Source organism: Rhodococcus rhodochrous (assembly GCF_900187265.1).
Taxonomy (GTDB): domain Bacteria; phylum Actinomycetota; class Actinomycetes; order Mycobacteriales; family Mycobacteriaceae; genus Rhodococcus; species Rhodococcus rhodochrous.
Genome location: NZ_LT906450.1, coordinates 4,633,261 through 4,653,787 on the forward strand (window position 1 = coordinate 4,633,261; position 20,527 = coordinate 4,653,787).

Here is a 20,527-nt window from a genome sequence, read left to right on the forward strand (position 1 = left end):
CAGGATGTCCGCAGCGGACGACGCACCGGATCCTGCTCTCGGCGGTCCCTGTGCGCGTCCGGTGTGATGCCCGGCGGACGGACCGCCGTGATGCGGGAAGGCGGCACGTGATGCACGCGAGCGCGATCCACGACCTCGTGGACGGCACGGTCGTCGCAGCCGTGATGCCCTTGACCGCGGCTGATTCCGGCGGGGGTCGGGACGTCCCCGTCCTGATGCCGTTGTCCGGCCTCGCACACGGCACCGCAGAGAGTGCGGCCGGTCGCGCTGCCGTCGCGCTGGTCGACGAGCACGAGGTGTTCGCCGACCCTCCGACGGTCCTGCGTGGGATCGCCGCTGTGCGCGAGCGCGGATTCGCCGTGGCGGTCCGCATCGCGGAATCGACGTCCCGCGCCACGGTCGTCCTTGCCCTGGTGGAGCCCGAGGTGGTCGTCGTACCGGCCGAGGCGCTCGTCGCATCCGACCTGCGGGCCGCCACGACCCTGCTGTCGTTGCGGGCCCACTGCGAGCGCACGAACTCCGTCGTTCTCGCCGAGGGTATCGACTCCGACCTGCATCGCCGGGCAGCCCTCGCCCACGGTATCGATTTCGGTTGCGGTGCAGCGCTACAGGGTGAGGCCGATCCTTCGTCGCCGCGCGGTGAGCTGTTCCGGCAACCCTCCTGGAGCGCACCGCTCGACGACGCGACCGCCACGCCCTTCCGCATCCTGTCGGCGGGGCGGGAACGCGTGCGGAGCGGCAAGGGGCTGCTGGTCTCCATGAGCGCCGATCTCGAGGCGCGGGCCGGGGAGGCAGGACCCGACACGGTGGCCCTCGGCACCTTCCAACACCACGACCACTTCACCGGAGCTGCGCGCAGGCGATGGATGTCGATGTCCGACACCCTCGCGCACGTGGCGGTCTTCGCGGTCGGTTTCGGCACGAGCGACTCGGGCCCGGACCTCGTCCCGATCGAACCGCACGATCCACTCGTCGAGGAGTGGAACGTCATCCTCCTGGGAGAGTCGTTCGCGTGCGCACTCTCGGCGCTCGACCTGCACCGTCGAACTGCCGGCGGTGAGCGGGAGTTCGAGTACGTCGTCTCCTACGACCGGGAGGCCGTCGCCCGTGCGGCGCGCGCGACCCTGTCCCGTCCCCGACCGGTATCCCTGGAGATCCCGCCGTCGTCCTGAGCCGCTCCCCCGCGGGTCACCCCTCGAAACGAGCCAGGATGCTGTGGGCGCACCGGATGACGGTGCCGCGGTCGTAGGACAGCACGTAGTGGAACTCGCGGTCGAGATCCGCTGCGTCGGTGTGCATGTCGAGCGCGGCGAGCACGCACGCGAAGTGCGGGCCGAGGACGACGACGTTCCATTCGTCGACCATCGGATCGTCCGGGTCCAACGGCGCGTGGTGCACCGCGGAGTCGACGTAGGGATCGATTCCGACGCCGTAGACCCCGGTGTACGCGACCTGCTCGGCGAGCTGCGCCCATCGTGCCCGTGAAGTCGGCGTGAAGTGCTCGGCGCGCTGGAAGGTGCCGAGCACGATCGTCTCCGGTCCGGCTCCCACCGCGTTGGTCTCGAGCAGCTTGCTCATCGACACCAGAAGCCGCTTGAAACTGCGCGTGCGCCTGCGCCCTTCGGACGCCAGGGCGAAGGGGGTGAGTTCGGGATCGTCCGGAACGGCAGGTCGCGGACGCAGCGACATGGGCTCGACGTCCGAATCCGATTGCGAGGCATCTCCGCTCGCAGCCACCGTCGGATACAGCGCGCCCATTCCGTATTCGGCGGCCAATCCCAGAGCGCGGCGGCGATGCAGTTCCGAATCGACACCCTGCGCGATGACGACCGCGCTGCTGGATTCGGTGTACGCGGCGACGGCGTGTGCGATCCTCGCCGTCGAGGCGTCGGCCGCACGCGCGATCAGGGCCGGCGACGTGATGATCACATCCGGTTCGACGAGCGGCAGCAGCGCGAGGGCCTGGACACGCGCTCCCACACCGTCCACCGCGACGAGCATGCCGGCGGTGCGCGCCGCCGCGATGGTGCGCAGCGTCCTGGCAGGGGCGGCGATCAGCGCCTGTTCGGTGATGAGCACGACCGTCGTCGGGCTCCGGCGGTCATCGAGCGCGCCGAGTTCGTCGAGGGAATCGAGATCGAGGGTGACCAGATGCGGCACGGCCGACTCGACGTGCCGGCCGGCCCTGCGCCATTTGATGCGGTCCAGCTGCGACTTCTGGTGCATGGCCCGGGCGGCCTCGCTCAGCGCGGTGGCGTCGTGCAACGATGATCCTCCCGGACCACGCAGTTGCAGTTCGACGGCGGACAGCGCACCGCTGCCGAGCCGGTGGATGGGGGCGAGCTCCGTCTCCACGGTGAGGCCGCCGAACGCGGCCTCCGCGTCGGCGGCAGCGTCGGCAGGAACAGCGCTCATGGATCCAGCATCCCATCTCCGGCCACCGATCGTCCGCTCGGGCCGACGGAGCCGGGAACATAGGATATTTCCGCAGCTCAGAACACCTACGTTATAGAACCGTGATGTTGCGTTATCGTTCCGTTATGGAACGGGTCGTCGGGAAGCGACCTCCGTCGGACAGGCTCTGTGCAAGCCCGAGGCGAGTTCTCACCGCGACCCCGACGTTCTCACCACGACCCCAGCAGGCCGACCGTCTGTTCGTGATCCAGCCCGCACCGGACGGCACGAATCCACGCCGACAGGAGACCGCAATGAGCACACGTACGAGCACCACCCGCAGGATCGTCACCCACACCGGCGCACTCTCACGAGTCGGTGCAGCGACGATCGCCCGAGCACCGCGCTACCGTCTCGACGTCCACTCGCCCTCCCGTCGCTGCAGTGTCCTGCGGGCGAAGGGCGATCTCGACATGACCGCCCGAGCGGAGTTCGCCTCCACTCTCGGCGACCTCGCACACTCGGGCGACCACGTCGTCGTCGACCTGTCCGAGGTGACCTTCATGTACTCCGAGGTCGCCTCGATGCTTGCCGATGCCGTTCACATCCGGCCCGGCCGTTTCCATGCCGTCGCACCCACGCGCCAGGTGCGCATGCTGCTCGACATCCTCGCTCCCGACCTCGACGTCACCGACCGCACCGAGTGCGACACGGCCGGGAGCACGTCCGCCGCCTGACGACGGCGACCGGCGGCGGTCAGCGCGCCGGGCCACCCGTGATCAACGCCCACACCTCCTCGGCCTCACCGGCCGCGGCGAGCAGTTCGGAATCCCACGACGCGACCGTGCCGAATTCGCTGCGCCACGACAGGATCCGGTTGGCGTGCCGATGCAGCTCGTGTTCCATCGTGAAGCCGATCGCGCCGAGCGCCTGATGGGCGTTGCGGGCGACGACGGAGGCCGCATGTCCGGCACACGACGCGGCCGCTGCGATCGCGAAGCGGGTCGACGCGTCACCGAAACCTCCCGCGACAACGGCATCGACCGCACCGTCCGCGGCGGCGTGCACGAGCGAGGCCTCGGTGGCAATGTCGGCGACGAGCGCCTGCACCGCCTGGAACTTGCCCAGCGGACGACCGAACTGCACGCGCGCGGTGGTGTGGTCGACGACGAGCTCGAGGATCCGATCCATCGCACCCGCGGTGGCCAGCGCACGGACGAGCGCGCCCCGGTAGCGGAACTCGTCGACGGTGCCCGCCGGAACGTCACGTCCCGACAGGGTCGACAGGTCGACGCACACGTGGTCGCGGGGCTCCGCCGCCAGGTTGACGGCCTCGACGATCTCGACATCGCCGCGAGCGACCTCGGCGACCTGCCATCCCTGCGGTGACTCCCACAACACGACGATCGAGTCCGCGAACCGGGCCCACGGCACGTGGCGTGCGCGGCCGTCGGCGTCGAGCACCGCGGCGGTACGCACCGCCGGCGCCGCCTCGAGGCCCGCCTGCTCGAGGAGCCAACCCGCGAGCAGATCGTTCTCGGCCACCGGCACGGCAGCAGCAGCGCTGCCGGCGGCCTCGAGCAGCAGGGCGGCCTCGAGCCATCCCGCGCCGCTTCCGCCGCTCTCCTCCGAACCCGTGAGCCGATCGAGGCCGAGCTCGGTGAGGGTGCTCCACAGGGCACGATCGAGTTCGACGACCTCCCCGATGCGGTGGTCGTCACCCGAGGTGAACACCTCGGACAACATCTGTGCGAAATCGCGCAGTTCCGTCGACTGCAGTGCGTCCTGCCCGCTCATCTCATCCCCAATCCTCGTGCGATGACCCCGCGGAGGATCTCGCTCGTGCCGCCGCGCAGTGTGAAGCCCGGTCGTTGCATGACGCCTGCCCGGACGAGCTCGGCCAGATGTGCGTCGGCCGCGGTGTATCCCGCGATCTCGTCGGCGAGATCCGCCAGGTCACCTTCGGTCTTCGTGCCGAGCACCTTCACGACCGACGCCGCGAGTTCGGCGTTCTCGCCACGTTCGAGGGACTCGGAGACCGCGGTTGACATGCGATGCAGGCCCGCCATGCGCCCGATGGTCGCTCCGATGCGGGTGTCCGCTTCGACGCTGCCGTCGGCCACACCGTGCACGAGGGATTCGAGCACCCCGAAGGTCGACAGGAAACGTTCGGGACCGCTGCGCTCGTAACCGAGCTCGCTCGTCACCTGCTCCCAGCCGGCGCCGATCTGCCCGAGCACCAGGTCGTCCGGGACGAAGACGTCGTCGAGCAGCACCTCGTTGAAGTGGTGGTCGCCGGACATCGACAGGATCGGGCGGATGGTCACGCCCGGGGAGTCGAGCAGCACGATGAACTGGCTCAGCCCGTCGTGACGGTGCGCCGGATCGAGCGGTGCGGAGCGCGCGAGGCCGAAGAAGGCGTCGGCGTGGTGCGCCCCGGACGTCCACAACTTGGTGCCGGAGATCCGCCACCCACCGTCCACCTGCGTGGCCTTCGTCTTGACGCTCGCGAGGTCGGATCCGGAGTCGGGCTCGGACATGCCGATGGCCCAGCAGATCTCACCGGCCGCGATGCCCGGCAGGAACCGCTTCTTCTGCTCCTCGGTGCCGTACTTCAGCAGCGACGGTGCGGCCTGACGGTCGGCGACCCACTGGGCGGCGACCGGAGCGCCCACCGCGAGCAACTCCTCGGTGACGACGAAGCGCTCCATGAAGGTCCGTCCGTGTCCGCCGTACTCGACGGGGATCGTCATACCCACCCAGCCGCGAGCGGCGAGCGCACGCGTGAAATCGGGGTTCCATCGCGTCAGCCAGGTGTCGATGCCCGGCGTGAACACGCCCGCGTCGATCTGTTCCTTCAGGAACGCCCGTACCTCGGCACGGAGTTCCGTCAGTGCCGGGTCGGGGGTGCCCGCCCTCGGCACGAGTCGTGCACTCATCGTGAATCTCCTTCTCCACCGGTGATGGTGGGACACAGCAGCGCCAGCGACAGGTCCGCGTAGCGTTCGGCGATCTCGTCCGGGCCGTCCGGGCCCGCGGGGTCGTACCAGTTGGCGATCGCCGAGACCATCGCCAGGATCGACCGGCGGCAGTCGTCGGGATACCTCGTGGTGAAGACACCCTGTGCGACACCGCGATCGATGATGTCGCGGATCCGTCTCCGACCGGCGCGCCGGCGTTCCTCGTACAGTCGCGCACCCTCGGGTTCGAGGTTGCGCACTTCCGTCGCGATCATGCGGCCCTGCTCGGGGAACTGCGTGCGGAAGATGACGTTCCCCCTGACGAACGCGCGGATCTGCTCGACGGGATCGTCGCCGGCGCGGGCGAGTTCGGCGTCGCAGACCGCGTCGTAGGTGTCGACACCGTCGAGCAGGATCGCCAGCAGCAGATCCTGTTTGTTCTTGTAGTGGTAGTACAGCGCGGACAGGCTCACGCCGGCTTCCTGCGCGATCGTCCGGATCGACGACGAGCCGTATCCGTTGCGCACGAATTCCTTCCGGCCCGCCTCGATGAAGACGCGCTGTTTCGGCGACAGCACTCTCACGACAACGCTCCCGTGTCGGCGTACTGCGCGATCAGCTCGCCGAGCCTGCCCTTGACCATCTTGCCCGTCGGCGTGCGCGGCAGTTCGTCGACGAACCGCACGTGTCGGGGGCACTTGAAACGCGAGAGGCGTTCCCGGCAGAACCCGATGATCTCGTCCTCGAGCTCGTCCGATCCCTCTGCGTCGGGGACGAGCTGCACGAACGCTTCGACACGTTCACCGCGGTCCGCGTCCGGCACACCGACCACCGCGACGTCCGCGATCGACGGGTGCAGCGCGAGGACGTTCTCGATCTCCTGCGGGTAGATGTTCACCCCACCCGAGATGATCGTGAACTTGTCGCGCCCGGTGAGGAACAGGTAGTCGTCCTCGTCGAGATATCCGATGTCGCCGGTGGTGTACCAGTTCTCCTCGAAGGGGTGCCTGGTCGACGCCGTCTTCTCCGGGTCCTTGTGGTACTCGAACGAGAAGTCGTCCCGTTCGAAGTAGACGGTGCCGATCTCTCCCGTGGGCAGCCGGTTGCCGTTCTCGTCGCAGATGCGCGCCAGACCGAGTGTGCCCGGGCCACCGGTCTTCCCGACCGTGCCCGGCTTGCTCAGCCATTCCTGCGGGGTGACGAGGGTGTTGCCGATGGCTTCGGTCGCGGAGTAGTACTCGTAGACGATCTCGCCCCACCACCGCATGAGTTCCTGCTTGACCTCGACCGGGCACGGCGCCGCCGAGTGCAACGCGCACCGCATCGACGACAGGTCGTAGCGCTCGCGGACCTCGCGGGGCAGCTTCAACAGGCGCACGAAATGCGTGGGCACCCACTGGCTGTGGGTCACTCGGTACTTCTCGATGCACGCGAGGCTGAGCTCGGGATCGAACCGGTCCATGAGCACCACGGTGCCCCCGAGCGCCTGCGTCGACACGCCGTACCGCAAGGGAGCGGCATGGTAGATCGGTGCCGGCGACAGGTAGACGGTGTTCTCGTCGAAACCGAAGCGGCGCACCTGCTTCAGCAGCGGAGGACCGGGCTCGTCACCGACCTGCGCACCGGTGAGCGCGGGCTTGATGCCTTTGGGGCGCCCGGTGGTGCCGGAGGAGTACAGCATGTCGCTGCCACGGGGCTGGTCCGCCATGTGAGTGACGGGAAGACCGGCCACCTCCTCCTCGTACACGAGATGCCCGGGCACCCGCCCGCCGAAGGCGACACGATGCGTCACCTTCGGGGTGAGCGGCGCGATCGCCTCGGCGAGCTCGGCGAGAGGCGCCGAGACGACGAGCACCTTCGCGTCGCAGTCGTCGACGATGTAGGCGGCCTCGCCCGGAGCGAGGTGCGTGTTGACGAAGGTGATGTACACGCCCGACCTCACTGCACCCCAGTACAGTTCGAATGCCGTGGCGTCGTTGACGGTGACGACCGCGATGTGGTCCCCCCTGCCGACGTCGTGTGCGCGCAGCCAGTGCGCGAACCGGACGGACGCGTCCTCGAGTTCCCGATAGGTGAGCGTCCGGCCGGTCGCGGCCTCGTGCACGGCGGGCCGGTCCGGGGCGACCGCGGCGTAACGGCCCGGGTACATGCCTACAGCCCCAGGTCCTTGGAGATGATCGTCTTCATGACCTCGCTGGTGCCGCCGTAGATCCGGGTCACGCGGGTGTCGGCGTACAACCGGGCGATCGGGTACTCGGTGATGTAACCGTATCCGCCGTGCAACTGCAGGCACTTGTCGATGACACGACCGGAGACCTCGGTGCAGAACAGCTTCGCGCGGGCCGCGTCGGCGACCGTCAGTTCCTTGCGATCGAGCAGTTCGAGGCAGTGGTCGACGTAGACACGCGCGGCCTGGGTCTCGGCCGAGCACTCGGCGAGCACGAACTTGGTGTTCTGGAACGAGGCGACCGGCTTGCCGAACACCTTGCGTTCCTTGGTGTATGCGATCGCGTGCGCGATGGCGGCCTCGGCGAAGCCGACCTGGTTCAAAGCGATGCTCAGACGCTCCTGCGGCAGGTTGTGGGTGAGGTACCCGAAGCCCGCACCCTCCTCGCCGAGGAGGTTCTCGACCGGCACCTTGACGTCGGTGTACGACAGCTCGGCGGTGTCCTGCTGGTGCAGACCGATCTTGTCGAGCTTACGGCCCACCGCGAAGCCCTCACTGTCGGTGGGCACCGCGATGATCGACAGTCCGCCGCGGCGGTTCTCGGGATCGAACGGGCTGGTGCGGCAGACCGTCAGGATGAGGTCGGCGGTGACGCCGCCGGTGATGAAGGTCTTCGCGCCGTTGATGATGTAGTGCTTGCCGTCCTCGGACAGCTTCGCCGAGGTCGCGATGTTGGCGAGGTCGGAGCCGGTGCCGGGCTCGGTCATCGCGATCGCGGTCATGATCGAGCCGTCGGCGAAGCCGGGCAGCCAGCGCTGCTTCTGCTCCTCGGTCGCGTATTCGAGCAGGTAGGGCAGGATCAGGCAGGCGTGCACGGTGTAGGAGCCGAACGAGACTCCGGCGCGCGCAACCTCTTCGAAGACGATCGTGTTGAACTTGAAGCTGGACTCGCCGCCTCCGCCGAACTCCTCGGGCACCTGGATGCCCAGGATGCCGAGTTCGCCCAGCCGACGGAAGAACTCACGGGGCGGGCGGCCCATCTCGTCCCATTCCTCGCGATGCGGCGCGACCTCACGTTCGATGAAGTCGCGCACCATCTTCCGGAACTGCTCGTGTTCTTCGGTGAAGATCGTCCGCTGCATGGCTTGTCCTCTGGGGTGTGGGGGAAGGAGAGGGAAGGTCAGTTGCCGGTGAAGTTGCCGGTGCGTCGTTCGAGGAACGCCGAGAGGGCTTCGCGGTGGTCCTCGCTGTGGTGCGAGAGCGCCTGGAGGGAGGCCGACAGTTCGAGGAGCGTGTCGAGATCGACGCGCTGGCCCTCGCGCAGCAGCTTCTTCGTCATACGCAGTGCGTTCGGGGGGTTGACGGCGACGCGGGCGGCGAGCGCGTTCGCGGCGTCGAGGAGCTGCTCGGGTTCGACGACCTGCGAGACCATGCCCCAGTCGAGGGCCGTCGCGGCGTCGACGCGGTCGCCGGTGAAGGCCATCTCGGCGGCGCGCGCCGCACCGACCGCGCGGGGCAGCAGCCAGGCGCCGCCGTCGCCGGGGATGATGCCGAGCTTGACGAAGCTCTCCGCGAAGAACGCCTTCGTCGAGGCGATCCGCATGTCGCACATCATCGCGAGGTCGCAGCCGGCGCCCACTGCGGGGCCGTTGACGGCGGCGATGATCGGGACCTCGCAGTGGTAGATGGCGCGGGGCAGGCGCTGGATGCCACGGCGGTAGCCCTCGCGCAGGGCGTGGGGTGCGCCGCCGAACATGCCGCGGCGCTCGTCCATGTCCTTGACGTTGCCACCGGCGGAGAAGGCGGATCCGGCGCCGGTGAGGATGACGACGCGGGTGTCGATGTCGCGGTTGGCCTCCTCGACGAGCTCGACGAGGCGGTCGACGACGTCGTCACCCGAGATCGGGTTGCGCGCCTCCGGAAGGTTGATCGTCCAGGTCACGACGTTTCCGTCGCGCGTGCTCAGTACGACGTCCTGCGAAGTTGCCATTGAGGTCGCGGTCCTTCCGGTAGCCAGTGTGGCTCGCACCATAATTTGGTCGAACGATCGTTCAAATTACGGGGCGGGTCGGATCCTGTAAAGACCGAACGGCCTCCTGCCTCAGTCGGGCAGGCTCACGTTCGATTCGGCGATTCTTATGGCTACTTCCTCGGGGAAGATGTTCCGGAAGACGAAGGGATCGCGGCCGAGCACCCAGCCCGGCGCCAGCGCGGTCGCGTAGCGCTCGAAATATCCGAGCTGCTTCCCGAACAACACGAGCTCCTCGGGGGTCGACGTGTTCCACTTGCGTCCGAGCGAGACGAGCGCGCCGATCAGCTCGCTGAGCCGCAACTCCCCCACGTCCTGACCGAGCAGCGGACCGAAGATCTCGGCGACCTGCCGGCCCACCGCCGCGTCGTCGAGGTCGAGGTCGGCGGCGACACCGAGTGCCCGCACGCTCTGCGCGACCGCCGTGAAGTCCCCGTCGAGCAGGGCGGCGCGGAACAGTGCCCGCAGCAGCGCGCGCCACTTCTCGGGCAGTTCGCCGACGATGCCGAAGTCGAGCAGCGCGACACGTCCGTCGTCGAGCAGCCAGAGATTGCCCGCGTGCACGTCGCCGTGGAACGGACCGTGGCAGAGCACCGCCTCCATCCACACCTTCACACCGCGGCGCACGAGCAGGGAGGTGTCGAGATCGTCCTGGCCCGGCACCACCCGGTCGACGGGCTTGCCCTGCAGGCGCTCCATGCAGATCACCCGCGGACCGCACCACTGCCAGTACACCTCGGGCACCGTGACGAAGGTGTTGTCGCCGAAGGCGGAGATGTTGCGGCGGAAGCGATCCTGACGATCCGCTTCGACCGCCGCGTTGAGCTCGGTCATCGTCGCGTTGTAGAGATCGCGGATGATCCCCGGAGTGTTCGCGATGCGGAAGAACTCGAAGAGCTGCAGCAGCTTCGCGCCCATGTAGGCGGCGCGCAGATCCACGAGCATGCGGTGGGCGATCCCCGGTCGCTGTACCTTCACCACGGCCCGGCGGCCGTCGCGCAGCACGCACCCGTGCACCTGGGCGACGGACGCCGCGGCGAGCGGCACGTCGTCGAACGACTCGAACATCTCGTCGATGCGGTGTCCGAGATCCTCCTCGATCACCGCGCGGGCCTGCTCGGAGGGGAAGGTCGGCACGTCGTCGAGCATGCGTAGGCACGCGTCGGCGAGGGCCGCGGGGAACAGTCCGGGTGACGACGCGATGAGCTGGCCCAGCTTCACGAAGGTCGGTCCGAGATGTTCGAAGGCGTCGACGGTGCCGTGCGCGGCCGCTTCGACGACGCTGTGCTGCCGGGGCCGGACGGTCCACCGCAGCACCGCCCACACCACGAAGGCGATCAGGACGGCGGCGACGACCACGGCCCGTCCGAGCTCGGCCGGGCCGAACCGGTCGAGCGGAGGCCGCTCGACGTCCAGGACACCGGGTGGAAGACCTTCGGCGAAGGGGCCGACGGGCCCGTTGCGCTCGGGCCTGCTGTGGCCCTGCGCTCCGGATACGCCTTCGCGCAGCGTGTACTCGTGCACGACCTGTCCCCACTCCGTCCACCACGCGCTCACCTCGGCGCGACTTCGTGCACGGTACCTGCAACCGGCGCCCCGATCGAGACCCGGCGATCATCTGTCTTCTGTCGGTGCCCCCGACTACTCTCTGACGGGTAGCGGATTCGGGTCCGACCAGCCGGGGGTATCGCGCTCATGACCGAACAACTGCTCGAAGAATCTGCCGGTTCGACATCGACGTCGACCGATTTCATGGAACTCGCCGAGCCGTTCCGACGCGAACTGCTCGCACACTGTTACCGCATGAGCGGGTCGCTGCACGATGCGGAAGACCTGGTCCAGGAGACCTATCTGCGCGCCTGGCGCGGTTACGAGAACTTCGGGGGCCGCTCCTCACTGCGCACGTGGCTGCACCGTATCGCCACCAACGTGTGCCTCACGGCGCTCGAAGGTCGTAGCCGCCGGCCGTTGCCCACCGGGCTCGGCGCGCCCAGTTCCGATCCCACCGACGATCTGGTCACCCGCCCTGAGGTGCCGTGGCTCGAGCCGTTCCCCGTGGGGTATGCCACCGACGATCCGTCGGATCCCGCCACCATCGCGGCATCCCGCGATTCCGTCCGCCTCGCGTTCGTCGCTGCTCTGCAACACCTGTCCGCACGCCAGCGCGCGGTCCTGCTGCTCCGCGAGGTCCTGCAGTGGCGCGCCACCGAGGTCGCGGCCGCGCTCGACACGTCGACGGCGGCGGTCAACAGTCTTCTGCAGCGGGCACGTGCGCAGTTGAAGGACGCCCAGGTCCGCGACGACGACCTCGCCGAACCCGACAGCGCCGAGACCAAGGCGTTGCTGCAGCGCTGGGTCGACGGCTTCGAGAAGTACGACATCGATTCGCTCGTCGAGATGCTCACCCAGGACGCCGTCTGGGAGATGCCGCCCTTCGAGGGCTGGTACCAGGGCCCCGACGCGATCGTCTCCCTCATCAAGCACAAGTGCCCCGCGAAGGGCCCCGGCGACCAGGTACTGCTTCCCACCGTGGCCAACGGCCAGCCGGCATTCGGGCTGTACATGCGCGGGGAGGACGGCCGCCACCACCCTTTCCAACTGCAGGTGCTCGACATCGTCGACGGTAGGGTCACGCACGCCACCGTCTTCTTCTCCGACGACACCACGGCCTTGTTCGCCCGGTTCGGGCTGCCGGAGGACCCGGCAGCCCGCTGAACAACACGGTAGGGCCTACGCGGTGGTGTTCTCCTCGGCGTCCTCCGGTGCCCACGCCTGCGACGCGGCAGCCATATCCATCCACATGACCTCCCAGACGTGGCCGTCGAGGTCGCGGAAGGCCCGTTGATGGGCGAAGTCCCCCATCTCCTCCTGCGCCTTCTGCGCGCCGGCCGTCACCCACTCGCTGCCACCGGCCGCGAGCGCGCCGTCGACGATCGCGTCGACACCCTCCCGGCTGTCGGCCGACACACACATCAGCGCCTCGCGGGCCTTCGTGGTGTCGCAGATGTCGTCGTTGATGAAGTCGCGGAATCGCGGCTTCTCGAGCAACATCACGTAGGTCTGCTCGTTGATCTCCAGGCACGCGGTGTTCTCGTCGCAGAACATCTCGTTGAAGGTGAATCCGAGCTTGTCGAAGAATGCACGGGAGGCGGCGACGTTCTCGACGGCGAGGTTGACGAACAGCATGCGCGACATGGTTTCTCCTGTGTTCGGCTCGTCCTGTGCGGGACGCGGTCCGGATGTCACGGATACAGACCGGCCGCCCCGCGAGAACTCATCGCGCACCCGGAGATTTCTCGGAGCGATGTGGTCGTCACTGCTTGCCGAGCATCCAGACCGGGCCCGTGATCAGCCAGATCACCGTGATCGTGGCGAGGGTGGGGAAGATTCCGTACAGCGCCGAGGCCTGTTCGCCGTTCGCGACGGTCGACCCGAGTCCGAGTACGGCGGCCGCGCTGATCCCGGCCGCGAGCAGCCATCGCCCGAAGTCCGCACATTCCTTGCGGAAGGCCTCCGGACCTTCATTCGGAGCGGGTTCCGGTTTCGCACCACCCGCGAAGTGGTAGGCGAACCGCCGGTCGGCCCACCGGACGACGCTCGGGCCGAAGGCGACACTCACACCGAGATAGATGCCGGCCACACGGTGGACCCAGCCGACCTCCGCGCCGTTGTGCAGATCCACGGCGACGGCCGCGAGCAGGACGACGTCGATCAGCGGGATCAGGGCGAGCAGCACCGCACCCGTCCTGCCGAGCCGGAGCAGATACCGGAACACGAGTCCGGCCGCGAGCACGACCCAGAACGCGATCTCGCATCCGACGATGAAAGCGGCGATGTGGCTGAACATGACCTCAGAATCGCGCGCACATCCCCACGCGCGCGTCGCCCGATGGGCGGCAGATGCCTCATCACTTCGGGTGACCCCGACCCTGATCCTCCCCCGGTTGTGGTCGAATCGTTGCTGTGGACAACCGTGAATCCGAGATTCGAGTGGGATTCGTGAACCCGCGGTACAACTCCCTGCTCGTCGCCCTCGCGTACTTCGCGGGTGGCGCACTGTTGTACGCCCTGGATCTCGGTGTGCTCGTCGAGGACCGGCCGCCGCAGCCGCTGTGGGTGTGGCTGGTTCTGCTCGCGTGCGTGTGTGCACCGATGACGATGCGTCGCACGCGACCGCTTCTCGCACTCCTGGTGGGCACGGTTCCGGTACTGGTCGACCTCGTCGTCGGTCCTTCGCTGCCGGTCTGGATCGCATACGGCGACCTGCTGTATGCCGCAGCGCTCTTCGGCTCGGCGCGCACCAGCCGCTTCCTCGAACGCGCCCCGGTGGTCCCGATCGTCGTCGGCGCCGTCGCGCTCGGTGTGTACTTCGGAGAACTGCGCATCGCCGTATGGGCCGTGTCGATCGCCGCGCTCGTGATCGTCGTCCCGATCTGGTGGGCCCGATCCGTCCGCACACATCGGGACGCCGCCGAGATCGAACGGGCACGCGCCGAGGCCCTCTCGCGGGTCGCGGAACTGGACCGTCGCGCCGCCATCACCACCGAGCGGCAGCGTCTGGCCCGCGACCTGCACGACGTGGTGGCCGGGCACCTGTCGTCGATCGCGATCCAGAGCGAGGCCGCGCTCCGCCTCCGCGACTCCGATCCCGACAGAGCGCTGACCGTGCTCGAGTCCGTGCGCTCCGGCAGCGTGGCCGCCCTGCAGGAGATGCAGTCGATGGTGCGCCTGTTGCGCAGCGACGACACCGACGACGAGATCACCACGGCGGGTCGTCTCGCCGACCTCGAACCGCTCACCGCCTCCGCACGTGCCGCCGGCACCTCCGTCCGGATCGACGGTCGTCCACCCGCAGACCTCGACGCGGAGGTCGATCTCACGGCCTACCGCATCGTCCAGGAGACCCTGACGAACGCGGTCAAGCATGCACCCGGACGGCCGGTGACCCTTCGTTTCGACGACACCGACGGCCGCCTCGGGATCGAGGTGGTGAACCCGATCGGCGACTCGGAGCCCGCAGACCCGTCACCGGTCCGCGGCGTCGGGAACGGCCTGCGCAACATCGCCGAACGCGCCGCCGCGGTGGGTGGGCACGCCCGCTCGGGTCGCGACGGGAACGAATGGAGGACATACGTGCAACTGCCGCTCGCGAGGAGGAGCACGACGTGACGATCAGGGTGTTGCTCGCCGACGATCACAGCGCCATCCGCGCGGGCCTGCGGCTCCTGCTCGATACGAGCGAGGACATCGAGGTGGTGGGCGAAGCCGCCGACGGCGCGGTCGCGGTGTCGCAGGCGCGCGCGCTCGACCCGGATGTCGTCCTCATGGACATCCGCATGCCACATGTCGACGGGATCGCCGCGACCCGCACCATCACCGAGGAGACGAGCGCTCGGGTGCTGGTGCTGACGAGTTTCGAGATCGACGAGTACGTCTTCGAAAGTCTTCGTGCCGGGGCGGCCGGATATCTCCTCAAGACCGCCTCGGCGGATGCCATGCTCGACGCGATCAGGGCGGTGCACTCCGGGGAGTCCGTGCTCTCACCGCAGGTCACCCGAACCGTCATCGACGCGTTCGTCTCGAAACCCGCTCGGCGGGAAGGTGTTCCGGACGGGCCGGATTACGATGCCCTCACCGCACGCGAACAGGAGGTCTTCGCGTGTCTGGGCGAGGGACTGTCCAACCGCCAGATCGCCACCCGTCTCGGCATCGGTGAGAACACGGCGAAGACGCACGTCGCCCGGGTGCTCCACAAACTCGGACTGCAATCGCGGATCCAGGCGGCCATCCTCGCCCGGGACATGCCCGATCATCGGCTCTAGGATCAGGGATGCACCAGGATTCGACAACCGACTCCGAAAGCGCGGGAAAAGCAATGACCGGCAACTCCGATCACGACGACCTGCTGCTCAGCGACGCCGAACGCATGCACGCGTTGAACGCACTCGGCGAACACTACGCCGCGGGCCGGCTCGACAGCGCCGAGTTCTACGAACGATCCGGGGAGATATCCTCGGCGCGAACGTTTTCGGCGTTGCTCCCGTCGTTCCGAGGGCTGCCCGGCGGTGTGCCCCTCGAACAGGTCGACGGTCACATCCGGATGATTCACGACTCCTCCGCGCCGGCGGTCCGACACGACAGCTCCCCTGCGGCGGCGTCCCAGTCTCCGGAGGACGAACTGGCCTCGCTCCGCGAACGCGGCAGCATGGTGGAGACGCTGGACTGGATCATCATCGGCGTCACGCTCGTGACCTTCCTCGTCCTGCAGATCGCTCTGGACTGGAGCTACGCGTGGATCGTGTGGCCGTCGCTGATCGTCACGCTCAGCGTTCCGCGGTTGATCCTGAAGTACAGCGACGACGACGAGAAGGTCTACGAGGAGCTCAAGAAGTCGGAGGCCGCCGAGCGGAAGAAGCGGCTCGAGGAGGCGTCGAAGAGGATCCGGGAACTCGAGGGTCGTCGCGGTCCGGAGACGCCACGGAGCTGAAGCGACCGACGGTCACGGAGCCGAAGCGACCGACGGTCACGGAGCCGAAGCGACCGACGGTCACGGAGCCGAAGCGACCGACGGTCACGGAGCTGAGCCGAGGGGCGACCGCGAATCGGGGCGAACCGCTCCCCGACTGCTCCTCGCTGCGCTGTTCCTGGTAGAAGCAAGGAATGGCAATCGAGACCGCACAGTTCGCCGTCGACCGTCCGGGTCGTTTCATGGGCGTCGGCATCGAGGTCGCCGACGACGCGTCGGTCTCGGTCACCCAGTCCGTCGGATCGCACCTGTTCGACCACCGCGGGCAGACCACGCTCGCCTCCATCGGCGTCTTCACCGACGTCGCCGCGGGCGCACCCGCCGGCATCGCGCGGTTCGCGGAGACCGGTGAGCGACCGCAGAGCGTGTTGTCGCACGTGACGGCGACGCTCGCCCACCCCTTCCCCATCTCGGGGACCCTCGTCGGTCACGGCAGCAGCCTGTTCTTCGACGAGTCCACCGCCGTGTCGGGCACCGACGTGCGCGACGAGCAGGGTGCTCTCGTCGCGCACCTGGTCGGCCGATCCATCGTCGTCGGGCGTACGCCGATGGATCTCGGCACGGAAGAACCGGAGACCGCACCTGAGCGGGACGATCCGGAACCGTGGTCGGATGCGGCGATCCTGGCCGAACTGCCCGGCCTCGACATCGTCACGGGCATCTCCACCGGAACTCTTCCGCGGGGACCGCTCGCCGGTCTGCTCGGACTCGAGGTGACGGCCGCCGAGCGCGGCGTCGTGCAGGCCCGTCTGTCGCCGCGCGAGTGGATGGCCAACGTGATCGGTTCGGTGCAAGGCGGTGTGCTCGTGTCGATGGCGGAGGCCGTCACCGGCCTGGCCGCGCAGACGCTGACCGGCATCGATCAGGACTACCGCGTGCTGGAGATCGGTCTCGATTACCTCCGCTCCCCGGCAGTCCCCGGGCCGGTCATCGAACTGCGGTCCGAAGCGGTGCGGGCCGGACGGCGACTCGCGTCCTTCGAGACGACGCTGTGCGCCGCCGACGGCACCGTCTACGTGCGCGCTCACGCCAACGTCCGGTTGCTCCCCCGCACGTAGTGGAATCGGACGTGTCGGCCGGGGAGGCAGCGTCCGATCATCCCGCTCGGCGCGCGGCCGTCACCGCCGCCGCGCCGAGTCTCGGGAACCGGCCGTCGGAGATCGTGGTGAAGGTGTTGCCCATGCGGTTGGTGACGAACGCGACCGACAGCCCGGTCTCCGGGTCGGCGAACGCTCCCGAGCCGCCGAACCCGTAGTGCCCGACCGACCGCAGCGGTTGCTGCCGCAGGGCGACCCAACCCGGGTGGTAGCCCAGCCGCCAGTTGGGCCGGATACCGAGGACGTAGTCGCGTCGCCGGGTCTGCACTTCGAGCAACTGGTCGACGGTGTCCTCCTTCAACAGGCGGGCACCGTCGATCGCTCCGCCGTTCGCGATCGCCGCATACATGCGGGCCAGGGCCCGCGCGGTGAACACACCGTTCCATCCCGGCATGACGGCGTCGTGCGCGGACGGACTGCGCATCAGCTCGTCGAAGCCCTCCGCCATGCCCGCCTCGGCGAGACCCCGCACCCCCGGCGCGCGCGACAGCACCGCCGACGCCGTCGTCCACGGCGCCGGCAGGAAGTTGACCTTGGGGAACACTCGGGCGATGCGGTGCCGTTGGTCCTCGGGCACGTGGTACCAGAACTCGTCCGTGCCGAGCGGCTCGGCGATCTCGGTGCGCACGAGTTCCTGGAAGGGCACCCCGGTCACGCGCGATGCGACCTCGGCGACGAGGTTGCCGTAGGTGACGGCGTGATAACCCGGCCCGTGGAAACGTCGTGGATCGGGTGGGGAGGCAGCGAGCGCGGCGGCCACCGCCTCGGAATCGAGCAGTCCTTCCCTGCCAGGCACGAGACCGCGGGACCTGTGCAGTCCGGCGCGATGCGACATGAGCTGTCGCAGGGTGATCGTCTCCTTGCCGGCCGCGGCGAATTCCGGCCAGTACTCGGCCACGGCTGCGTCGTAGTCGAGCAGGCCACGCTCGGCGAGGCGGTGCACCACCGTGCTGGCCACCCCCTTGCCGGTGGAGAACGACAGCACCACGGTGTCGCGACTCCACCGCTTGTCGCGTGCGGCCCAACCCGCCCAGATGTCGAGGACGGGTTCGCCGTGCAGGTAGCAGGCGAGAGCGCCGCCGCCCTGGCTCGGCTTGTAGAACATCCGGAAGAACAGATCCGCGACAGGCATGAAGCGGGGATCGACCAGCATCTGTGTGGACGGGGTCGCCGCGGGCGGCTCCGTCGTGGAACCTTCGGTCATGAGGGCGATGTTAGGAGTATGTAAACGCTCCCGAGGGTGTTCTCCCACTTCCGCGGCGGTCCGGTCCGCGGGTGACTGCACGACCTGCCCATCCGGTGTAAGGATGGGGAGCATGACCCTCGCGCAGAACTCGGAGATTCGCTCCGGCATCGATCTCGGACACGTCGACGAACGGGTCCGCCCCCAGGACGACCTCTTCGAACACGTGAACGGCCGATGGCTCGCCGAACACGAGATCCCCGCCGACCGCGCGCTCGACGGAGCCTTCCGCACGCTCGCCGACAAGGCCGAGGTCGACGTGCGGACCATCATCGAAGAGGCCGCGGCGTCCGGCGCCGAGCCGGGCACCGACGCCCAGAAGATCGGCGACCTGTACACCTCGTTCATGGACACCGCGACGATCGAGGCCGCCGGTCTCGATCCGATCCGCGAGGAACTCCGGGCGGTCTCCGGCGCTGCCGACCGCGCCGCGCTCGCGGCAGTACTGGGCGGGTTGCAGCGCGCCGGCGTGACGGGTGCGCTTGCGCACTACGTCGACACCGATTCGAAGAACTCCGAGCGGTACCTGATGCACGTCTCGCAGGGCGGTCTCGGGCTGCCCGACGAGTCGTACTATCGCGAGGACCGTTACGCCGAGATCCGCGACCGGTACACCGCCCACATCGGCCGCATGTTCGCCCTCGCCGACCTGCCCTACGACGCGGCGAAGGTGGTCGCGCTCGAGACGAAGCTGGCCGCCGGGCACTGGGACGTCGTCAAGCGTCGCGACGCCGACCTGAGTTACAACCTGCTCACCCTCGACTCGCTGCTCACCGATCTCCCGCAGTTCGACTGGACGGGATGGATCACCGCGACCGGCGCGACCACCGACCAGTGGGCCGAGATCGTCGTCCGTCAGCCGAGCTTCCTCGAGGTGTTCACCGCGCTGTGGGCCGACGAGGACCTCGACGACTGGAAGGCCTGGGCGGTGTGGCGGGTGCTGCGCGCGCGGGCTCCGTACCTGTCCGAGGCGTTCGTCGACGAGAACTTCGCGTTCTACGGCCGCACGCTCACCGGTACGCAGGAGATCCGCGACCGCTGGAAGCGCGGCGTGTCGCTCGTGCAGGACCTGCTCGGCGAGGCCGTCGGCAAGCTCTACGTCGAACGGCACTTCCCCGCCGAGGCGAAGACGCGCATGCAGGTGCTCGTCGACAACCTCACCGAGGCGTACCGGCAGTCCATCACCGACCTCGAATGGATGAGCCCGGCCACGCGCGAGGCCGCGCTGCGCAAGCTCGAGAAGTTCACGCCCAAGGTCGGCTATCCCGATACCTGGCGCGACTACTCCGCTGTGACGATCACCCCGGACGACGTGGTGGGCAACTACCGCAGCGGGTACGCCGCGGAATACGACCGCGATCTCGGCAAGCTCGGTGGTCCGGTCGATCGCGGCGAGTGGTTCATGACCCCGCAGACGGTCAACGCCTACTACAACCCGGGGATGAACGAGATCGTCTTCCCCGCCGCGATTCTCCAGCCCCCGTTCTTCGACCTGCACGCCGACGACGCCGCGAACTACGGCGGCATCGGCGCGGTCATCGGCCACGAGATCGGGCACGGCTTCGACGACCAGGGCGCGAAGTACGACGGCGACGGCAATCTGGAGAACTGGTGGACCGATTCGGACCGCGAAGAGTTCGGTAAGCGCACCGCCGCCCTCATCGCGCAGTACGACGAGTTCGAGCCGAAAGCCCTTCCCGGACAACGCGTGAACGGCAGCTTCACGATCGGCGAGAACATCGGTGACCTCGGCGGCCTGTCGATCGCGTTGAAGGCCTACGAGATCGCGCTCGACGGCAAGCCCGCGCCCGTCATCGACGGCCTGACCGGGCTGCAGCGCGTGTTCTTCGGATGGGCGCAGGTGTGGCGTACGAAGGTTCGCGACGAGGAGGCGTCACGCCGTCTCGCCGTCGACCCGCACTCGCCGCCGGAGTTCCGCTGCAACGGCGTGATCCGCAACATCGACGCGTTCTACGACGCGTTCGAGGTCAGCGAAGGTGACGGGCTGTATCTCGATCCTTCGGAGCGCGTGCGCATCTGGTAGCTCCACGCACGACACTGCCCCGACGCGGAATGCGTCGGGGCAGTGTTCGTTCTCAGGTTTCGTTCTC

At 68.4% G+C, this 20,527-nt stretch carries 19 protein-coding genes; 8 read left to right on the top strand and 11 right to left on the bottom strand.

What is annotated here, in order from left to right:
- Positions 1-110: 110 nt before the first annotated feature.
- Positions 111-1,172 (top strand): DICT sensory domain-containing protein, encoded by a 1,062-nt coding sequence (locus CKW34_RS21115; protein ID WP_059384115.1) that lies wholly within the window; start codon positions 111-113, stop codon positions 1,170-1,172.
- 16 nt (positions 1,173-1,188) lie between these two features.
- Here the strand turns inward: CKW34_RS21115 and CKW34_RS21120 are convergent, their stop codons facing one another.
- Complete coding sequence (locus CKW34_RS21120; protein ID WP_059384092.1) at positions 1,189-2,415, bottom strand: EAL domain-containing protein; 1,227 nt, start codon at positions 2,413-2,415, stop codon at positions 1,189-1,191.
- A 293-nt stretch (positions 2,416-2,708) separates the two neighbouring features.
- Between CKW34_RS21120 and CKW34_RS21125 the strand changes: the two genes are divergently transcribed.
- A complete protein-coding gene (locus tag CKW34_RS21125) occupies positions 2,709-3,131 on the top strand; it encodes an STAS domain-containing protein (protein ID WP_059384091.1) in 423 nt (140 codons plus the stop codon).
- Positions 3,132-3,150: 19 nt separating this feature from the next.
- Here the strand turns inward: CKW34_RS21125 and CKW34_RS21130 are convergent, their stop codons facing one another.
- The 7 genes from CKW34_RS21130 to CKW34_RS21160 all read right to left on the bottom strand — a co-directional run bounded on the left by CKW34_RS21130 (position 3,151) and on the right by CKW34_RS21160 (position 11,059).
- Positions 3,151-4,191: an acyl-CoA dehydrogenase family protein gene (locus tag CKW34_RS21130; protein ID WP_059384090.1), complete on the bottom strand. Its 1,041-nt coding sequence runs from the start codon at positions 4,189-4,191 to the stop codon at positions 3,151-3,153.
- Entirely contained in the window at positions 4,188-5,333 is a 1,146-nt protein-coding gene (locus CKW34_RS21135) for an acyl-CoA dehydrogenase family protein (RefSeq protein WP_059384089.1), read from the bottom strand. The genes CKW34_RS21130 and CKW34_RS21135 overlap by 4 nt, the downstream gene beginning before the upstream one ends.
- Positions 5,330-5,938 (bottom strand): TetR/AcrR family transcriptional regulator, encoded by a 609-nt coding sequence (locus CKW34_RS21140; RefSeq protein WP_231921764.1) that lies wholly within the window; start codon positions 5,936-5,938, stop codon positions 5,330-5,332. The genes CKW34_RS21135 and CKW34_RS21140 overlap by 4 nt, the downstream gene beginning before the upstream one ends.
- Positions 5,935-7,503, bottom strand: a complete 1,569-nt coding sequence (locus tag CKW34_RS21145; protein WP_059384087.1) for an acyl-CoA synthetase — start codon at positions 7,501-7,503, stop codon at positions 5,935-5,937. The genes CKW34_RS21140 and CKW34_RS21145 overlap by 4 nt, the downstream gene beginning before the upstream one ends.
- A gap of 2 nt (positions 7,504-7,505) precedes the next feature.
- The gene (locus CKW34_RS21150) at positions 7,506-8,663 is read right to left on the bottom strand and encodes an acyl-CoA dehydrogenase family protein (RefSeq protein WP_059384086.1); all 1,158 of its coding nucleotides are present in this window, start codon (positions 8,661-8,663) and stop codon (positions 7,506-7,508) included.
- Between the two features lie 38 nt (positions 8,664-8,701).
- Complete coding sequence (locus tag CKW34_RS21155) at positions 8,702-9,511, bottom strand: crotonase/enoyl-CoA hydratase family protein (RefSeq protein WP_059384085.1); 810 nt, start codon at positions 9,509-9,511, stop codon at positions 8,702-8,704.
- A 111-nt stretch (positions 9,512-9,622) separates the two neighbouring features.
- Positions 9,623-11,059 (bottom strand): ABC1 kinase family protein, encoded by a 1,437-nt coding sequence (locus tag CKW34_RS21160; RefSeq protein WP_059384114.1) that lies wholly within the window; start codon positions 11,057-11,059, stop codon positions 9,623-9,625.
- A 186-nt stretch (positions 11,060-11,245) separates the two neighbouring features.
- On the opposite strand from CKW34_RS21160, the gene CKW34_RS21165 reads away from it, so the two are divergent.
- Positions 11,246-12,265: a sigma-70 family RNA polymerase sigma factor gene (locus tag CKW34_RS21165; protein WP_059384084.1), complete on the top strand. Its 1,020-nt coding sequence runs from the start codon at positions 11,246-11,248 to the stop codon at positions 12,263-12,265.
- A gap of 15 nt (positions 12,266-12,280) precedes the next feature.
- On the opposite strand, the gene CKW34_RS21170 is transcribed toward CKW34_RS21165, so the two are convergent.
- Both CKW34_RS21170 and CKW34_RS21175 read right to left on the bottom strand, forming a co-directional pair.
- Positions 12,281-12,745, bottom strand: coding sequence for a VOC family protein (locus CKW34_RS21170; protein WP_059384083.1), 465 nt, complete (start codon positions 12,743-12,745; stop codon positions 12,281-12,283).
- Between the two features lie 118 nt (positions 12,746-12,863).
- The gene (locus CKW34_RS21175; protein ID WP_059384082.1) at positions 12,864-13,397 is read right to left on the bottom strand and encodes a hypothetical protein; all 534 of its coding nucleotides are present in this window, start codon (positions 13,395-13,397) and stop codon (positions 12,864-12,866) included.
- A 116-nt stretch (positions 13,398-13,513) separates the two neighbouring features.
- Here CKW34_RS21175 and CKW34_RS21180 point away from each other — a divergent pair, with 116 nt between their 5' ends.
- From CKW34_RS21180 to CKW34_RS21195, 4 genes are all read left to right on the top strand, one after another.
- Complete coding sequence (locus tag CKW34_RS21180) at positions 13,514-14,719, top strand: sensor histidine kinase (protein WP_059384081.1); 1,206 nt, start codon at positions 13,514-13,516, stop codon at positions 14,717-14,719.
- Positions 14,716-15,372 (top strand): response regulator, encoded by a 657-nt coding sequence (locus CKW34_RS21185; protein WP_059384080.1) that lies wholly within the window; start codon positions 14,716-14,718, stop codon positions 15,370-15,372. The genes CKW34_RS21180 and CKW34_RS21185 overlap by 4 nt, the downstream gene beginning before the upstream one ends.
- Positions 15,373-15,425: 53 nt before the next feature.
- Complete coding sequence (locus tag CKW34_RS21190; protein ID WP_059384079.1) at positions 15,426-16,037, top strand: DUF1707 SHOCT-like domain-containing protein; 612 nt, start codon at positions 15,426-15,428, stop codon at positions 16,035-16,037.
- Between the two features lie 173 nt (positions 16,038-16,210).
- Complete coding sequence (locus tag CKW34_RS21195) at positions 16,211-17,134, top strand: PaaI family thioesterase (RefSeq protein ID WP_059384078.1); 924 nt, start codon at positions 16,211-16,213, stop codon at positions 17,132-17,134.
- A 37-nt stretch (positions 17,135-17,171) separates the two neighbouring features.
- Here the strand turns inward: CKW34_RS21195 and CKW34_RS21200 are convergent, their stop codons facing one another.
- Complete coding sequence (locus CKW34_RS21200; protein WP_059384077.1) at positions 17,172-18,377, bottom strand: serine hydrolase domain-containing protein; 1,206 nt, start codon at positions 18,375-18,377, stop codon at positions 17,172-17,174.
- A gap of 112 nt (positions 18,378-18,489) precedes the next feature.
- Between CKW34_RS21200 and CKW34_RS21205 the strand changes: the two genes are divergently transcribed.
- Complete coding sequence (locus tag CKW34_RS21205; RefSeq protein ID WP_059384076.1) at positions 18,490-20,460, top strand: M13 family metallopeptidase; 1,971 nt, start codon at positions 18,490-18,492, stop codon at positions 20,458-20,460.
- The last annotated feature ends 67 nt before the right edge of the window (positions 20,461-20,527 follow it).

Coding starts and splice junctions, on each gene's coding strand:
- CKW34_RS21115 (WP_059384115.1), top strand. CDS start 111: ATGCACGCGAGCGCGATCCACGACCTCGTGGACGGCACGGTCGTCGCA.
- CKW34_RS21120 (WP_059384092.1), bottom strand. CDS start 2,415: ATGAGCGCTGTTCCTGCCGACGCTGCCGCCGACGCGGAGGCCGCGTTC.
- CKW34_RS21125 (WP_059384091.1), top strand. CDS start 2,709: ATGAGCACACGTACGAGCACCACCCGCAGGATCGTCACCCACACCGGC.
- CKW34_RS21130 (WP_059384090.1), bottom strand. CDS start 4,191: ATGAGCGGGCAGGACGCACTGCAGTCGACGGAACTGCGCGATTTCGCA.
- CKW34_RS21135 (WP_059384089.1), bottom strand. CDS start 5,333: ATGAGTGCACGACTCGTGCCGAGGGCGGGCACCCCCGACCCGGCACTG.
- CKW34_RS21145 (WP_059384087.1), bottom strand. CDS start 7,503: ATGTACCCGGGCCGTTACGCCGCGGTCGCCCCGGACCGGCCCGCCGTG.
- CKW34_RS21150 (WP_059384086.1), bottom strand. CDS start 8,663: ATGCAGCGGACGATCTTCACCGAAGAACACGAGCAGTTCCGGAAGATG.
- CKW34_RS21155 (WP_059384085.1), bottom strand. CDS start 9,511: ATGGCAACTTCGCAGGACGTCGTACTGAGCACGCGCGACGGAAACGTC.
- CKW34_RS21165 (WP_059384084.1), top strand. CDS start 11,246: ATGACCGAACAACTGCTCGAAGAATCTGCCGGTTCGACATCGACGTCG.
- CKW34_RS21170 (WP_059384083.1), bottom strand. CDS start 12,745: ATGTCGCGCATGCTGTTCGTCAACCTCGCCGTCGAGAACGTCGCCGCC.
- CKW34_RS21175 (WP_059384082.1), bottom strand. CDS start 13,397: ATGTTCAGCCACATCGCCGCTTTCATCGTCGGATGCGAGATCGCGTTC.
- CKW34_RS21190 (WP_059384079.1), top strand. CDS start 15,426: ATGACCGGCAACTCCGATCACGACGACCTGCTGCTCAGCGACGCCGAA.
- CKW34_RS21195 (WP_059384078.1), top strand. CDS start 16,211: ATGGCAATCGAGACCGCACAGTTCGCCGTCGACCGTCCGGGTCGTTTC.
- CKW34_RS21200 (WP_059384077.1), bottom strand. CDS start 18,377: ATGACCGAAGGTTCCACGACGGAGCCGCCCGCGGCGACCCCGTCCACA.
- CKW34_RS21205 (WP_059384076.1), top strand. CDS start 18,490: ATGACCCTCGCGCAGAACTCGGAGATTCGCTCCGGCATCGATCTCGGA.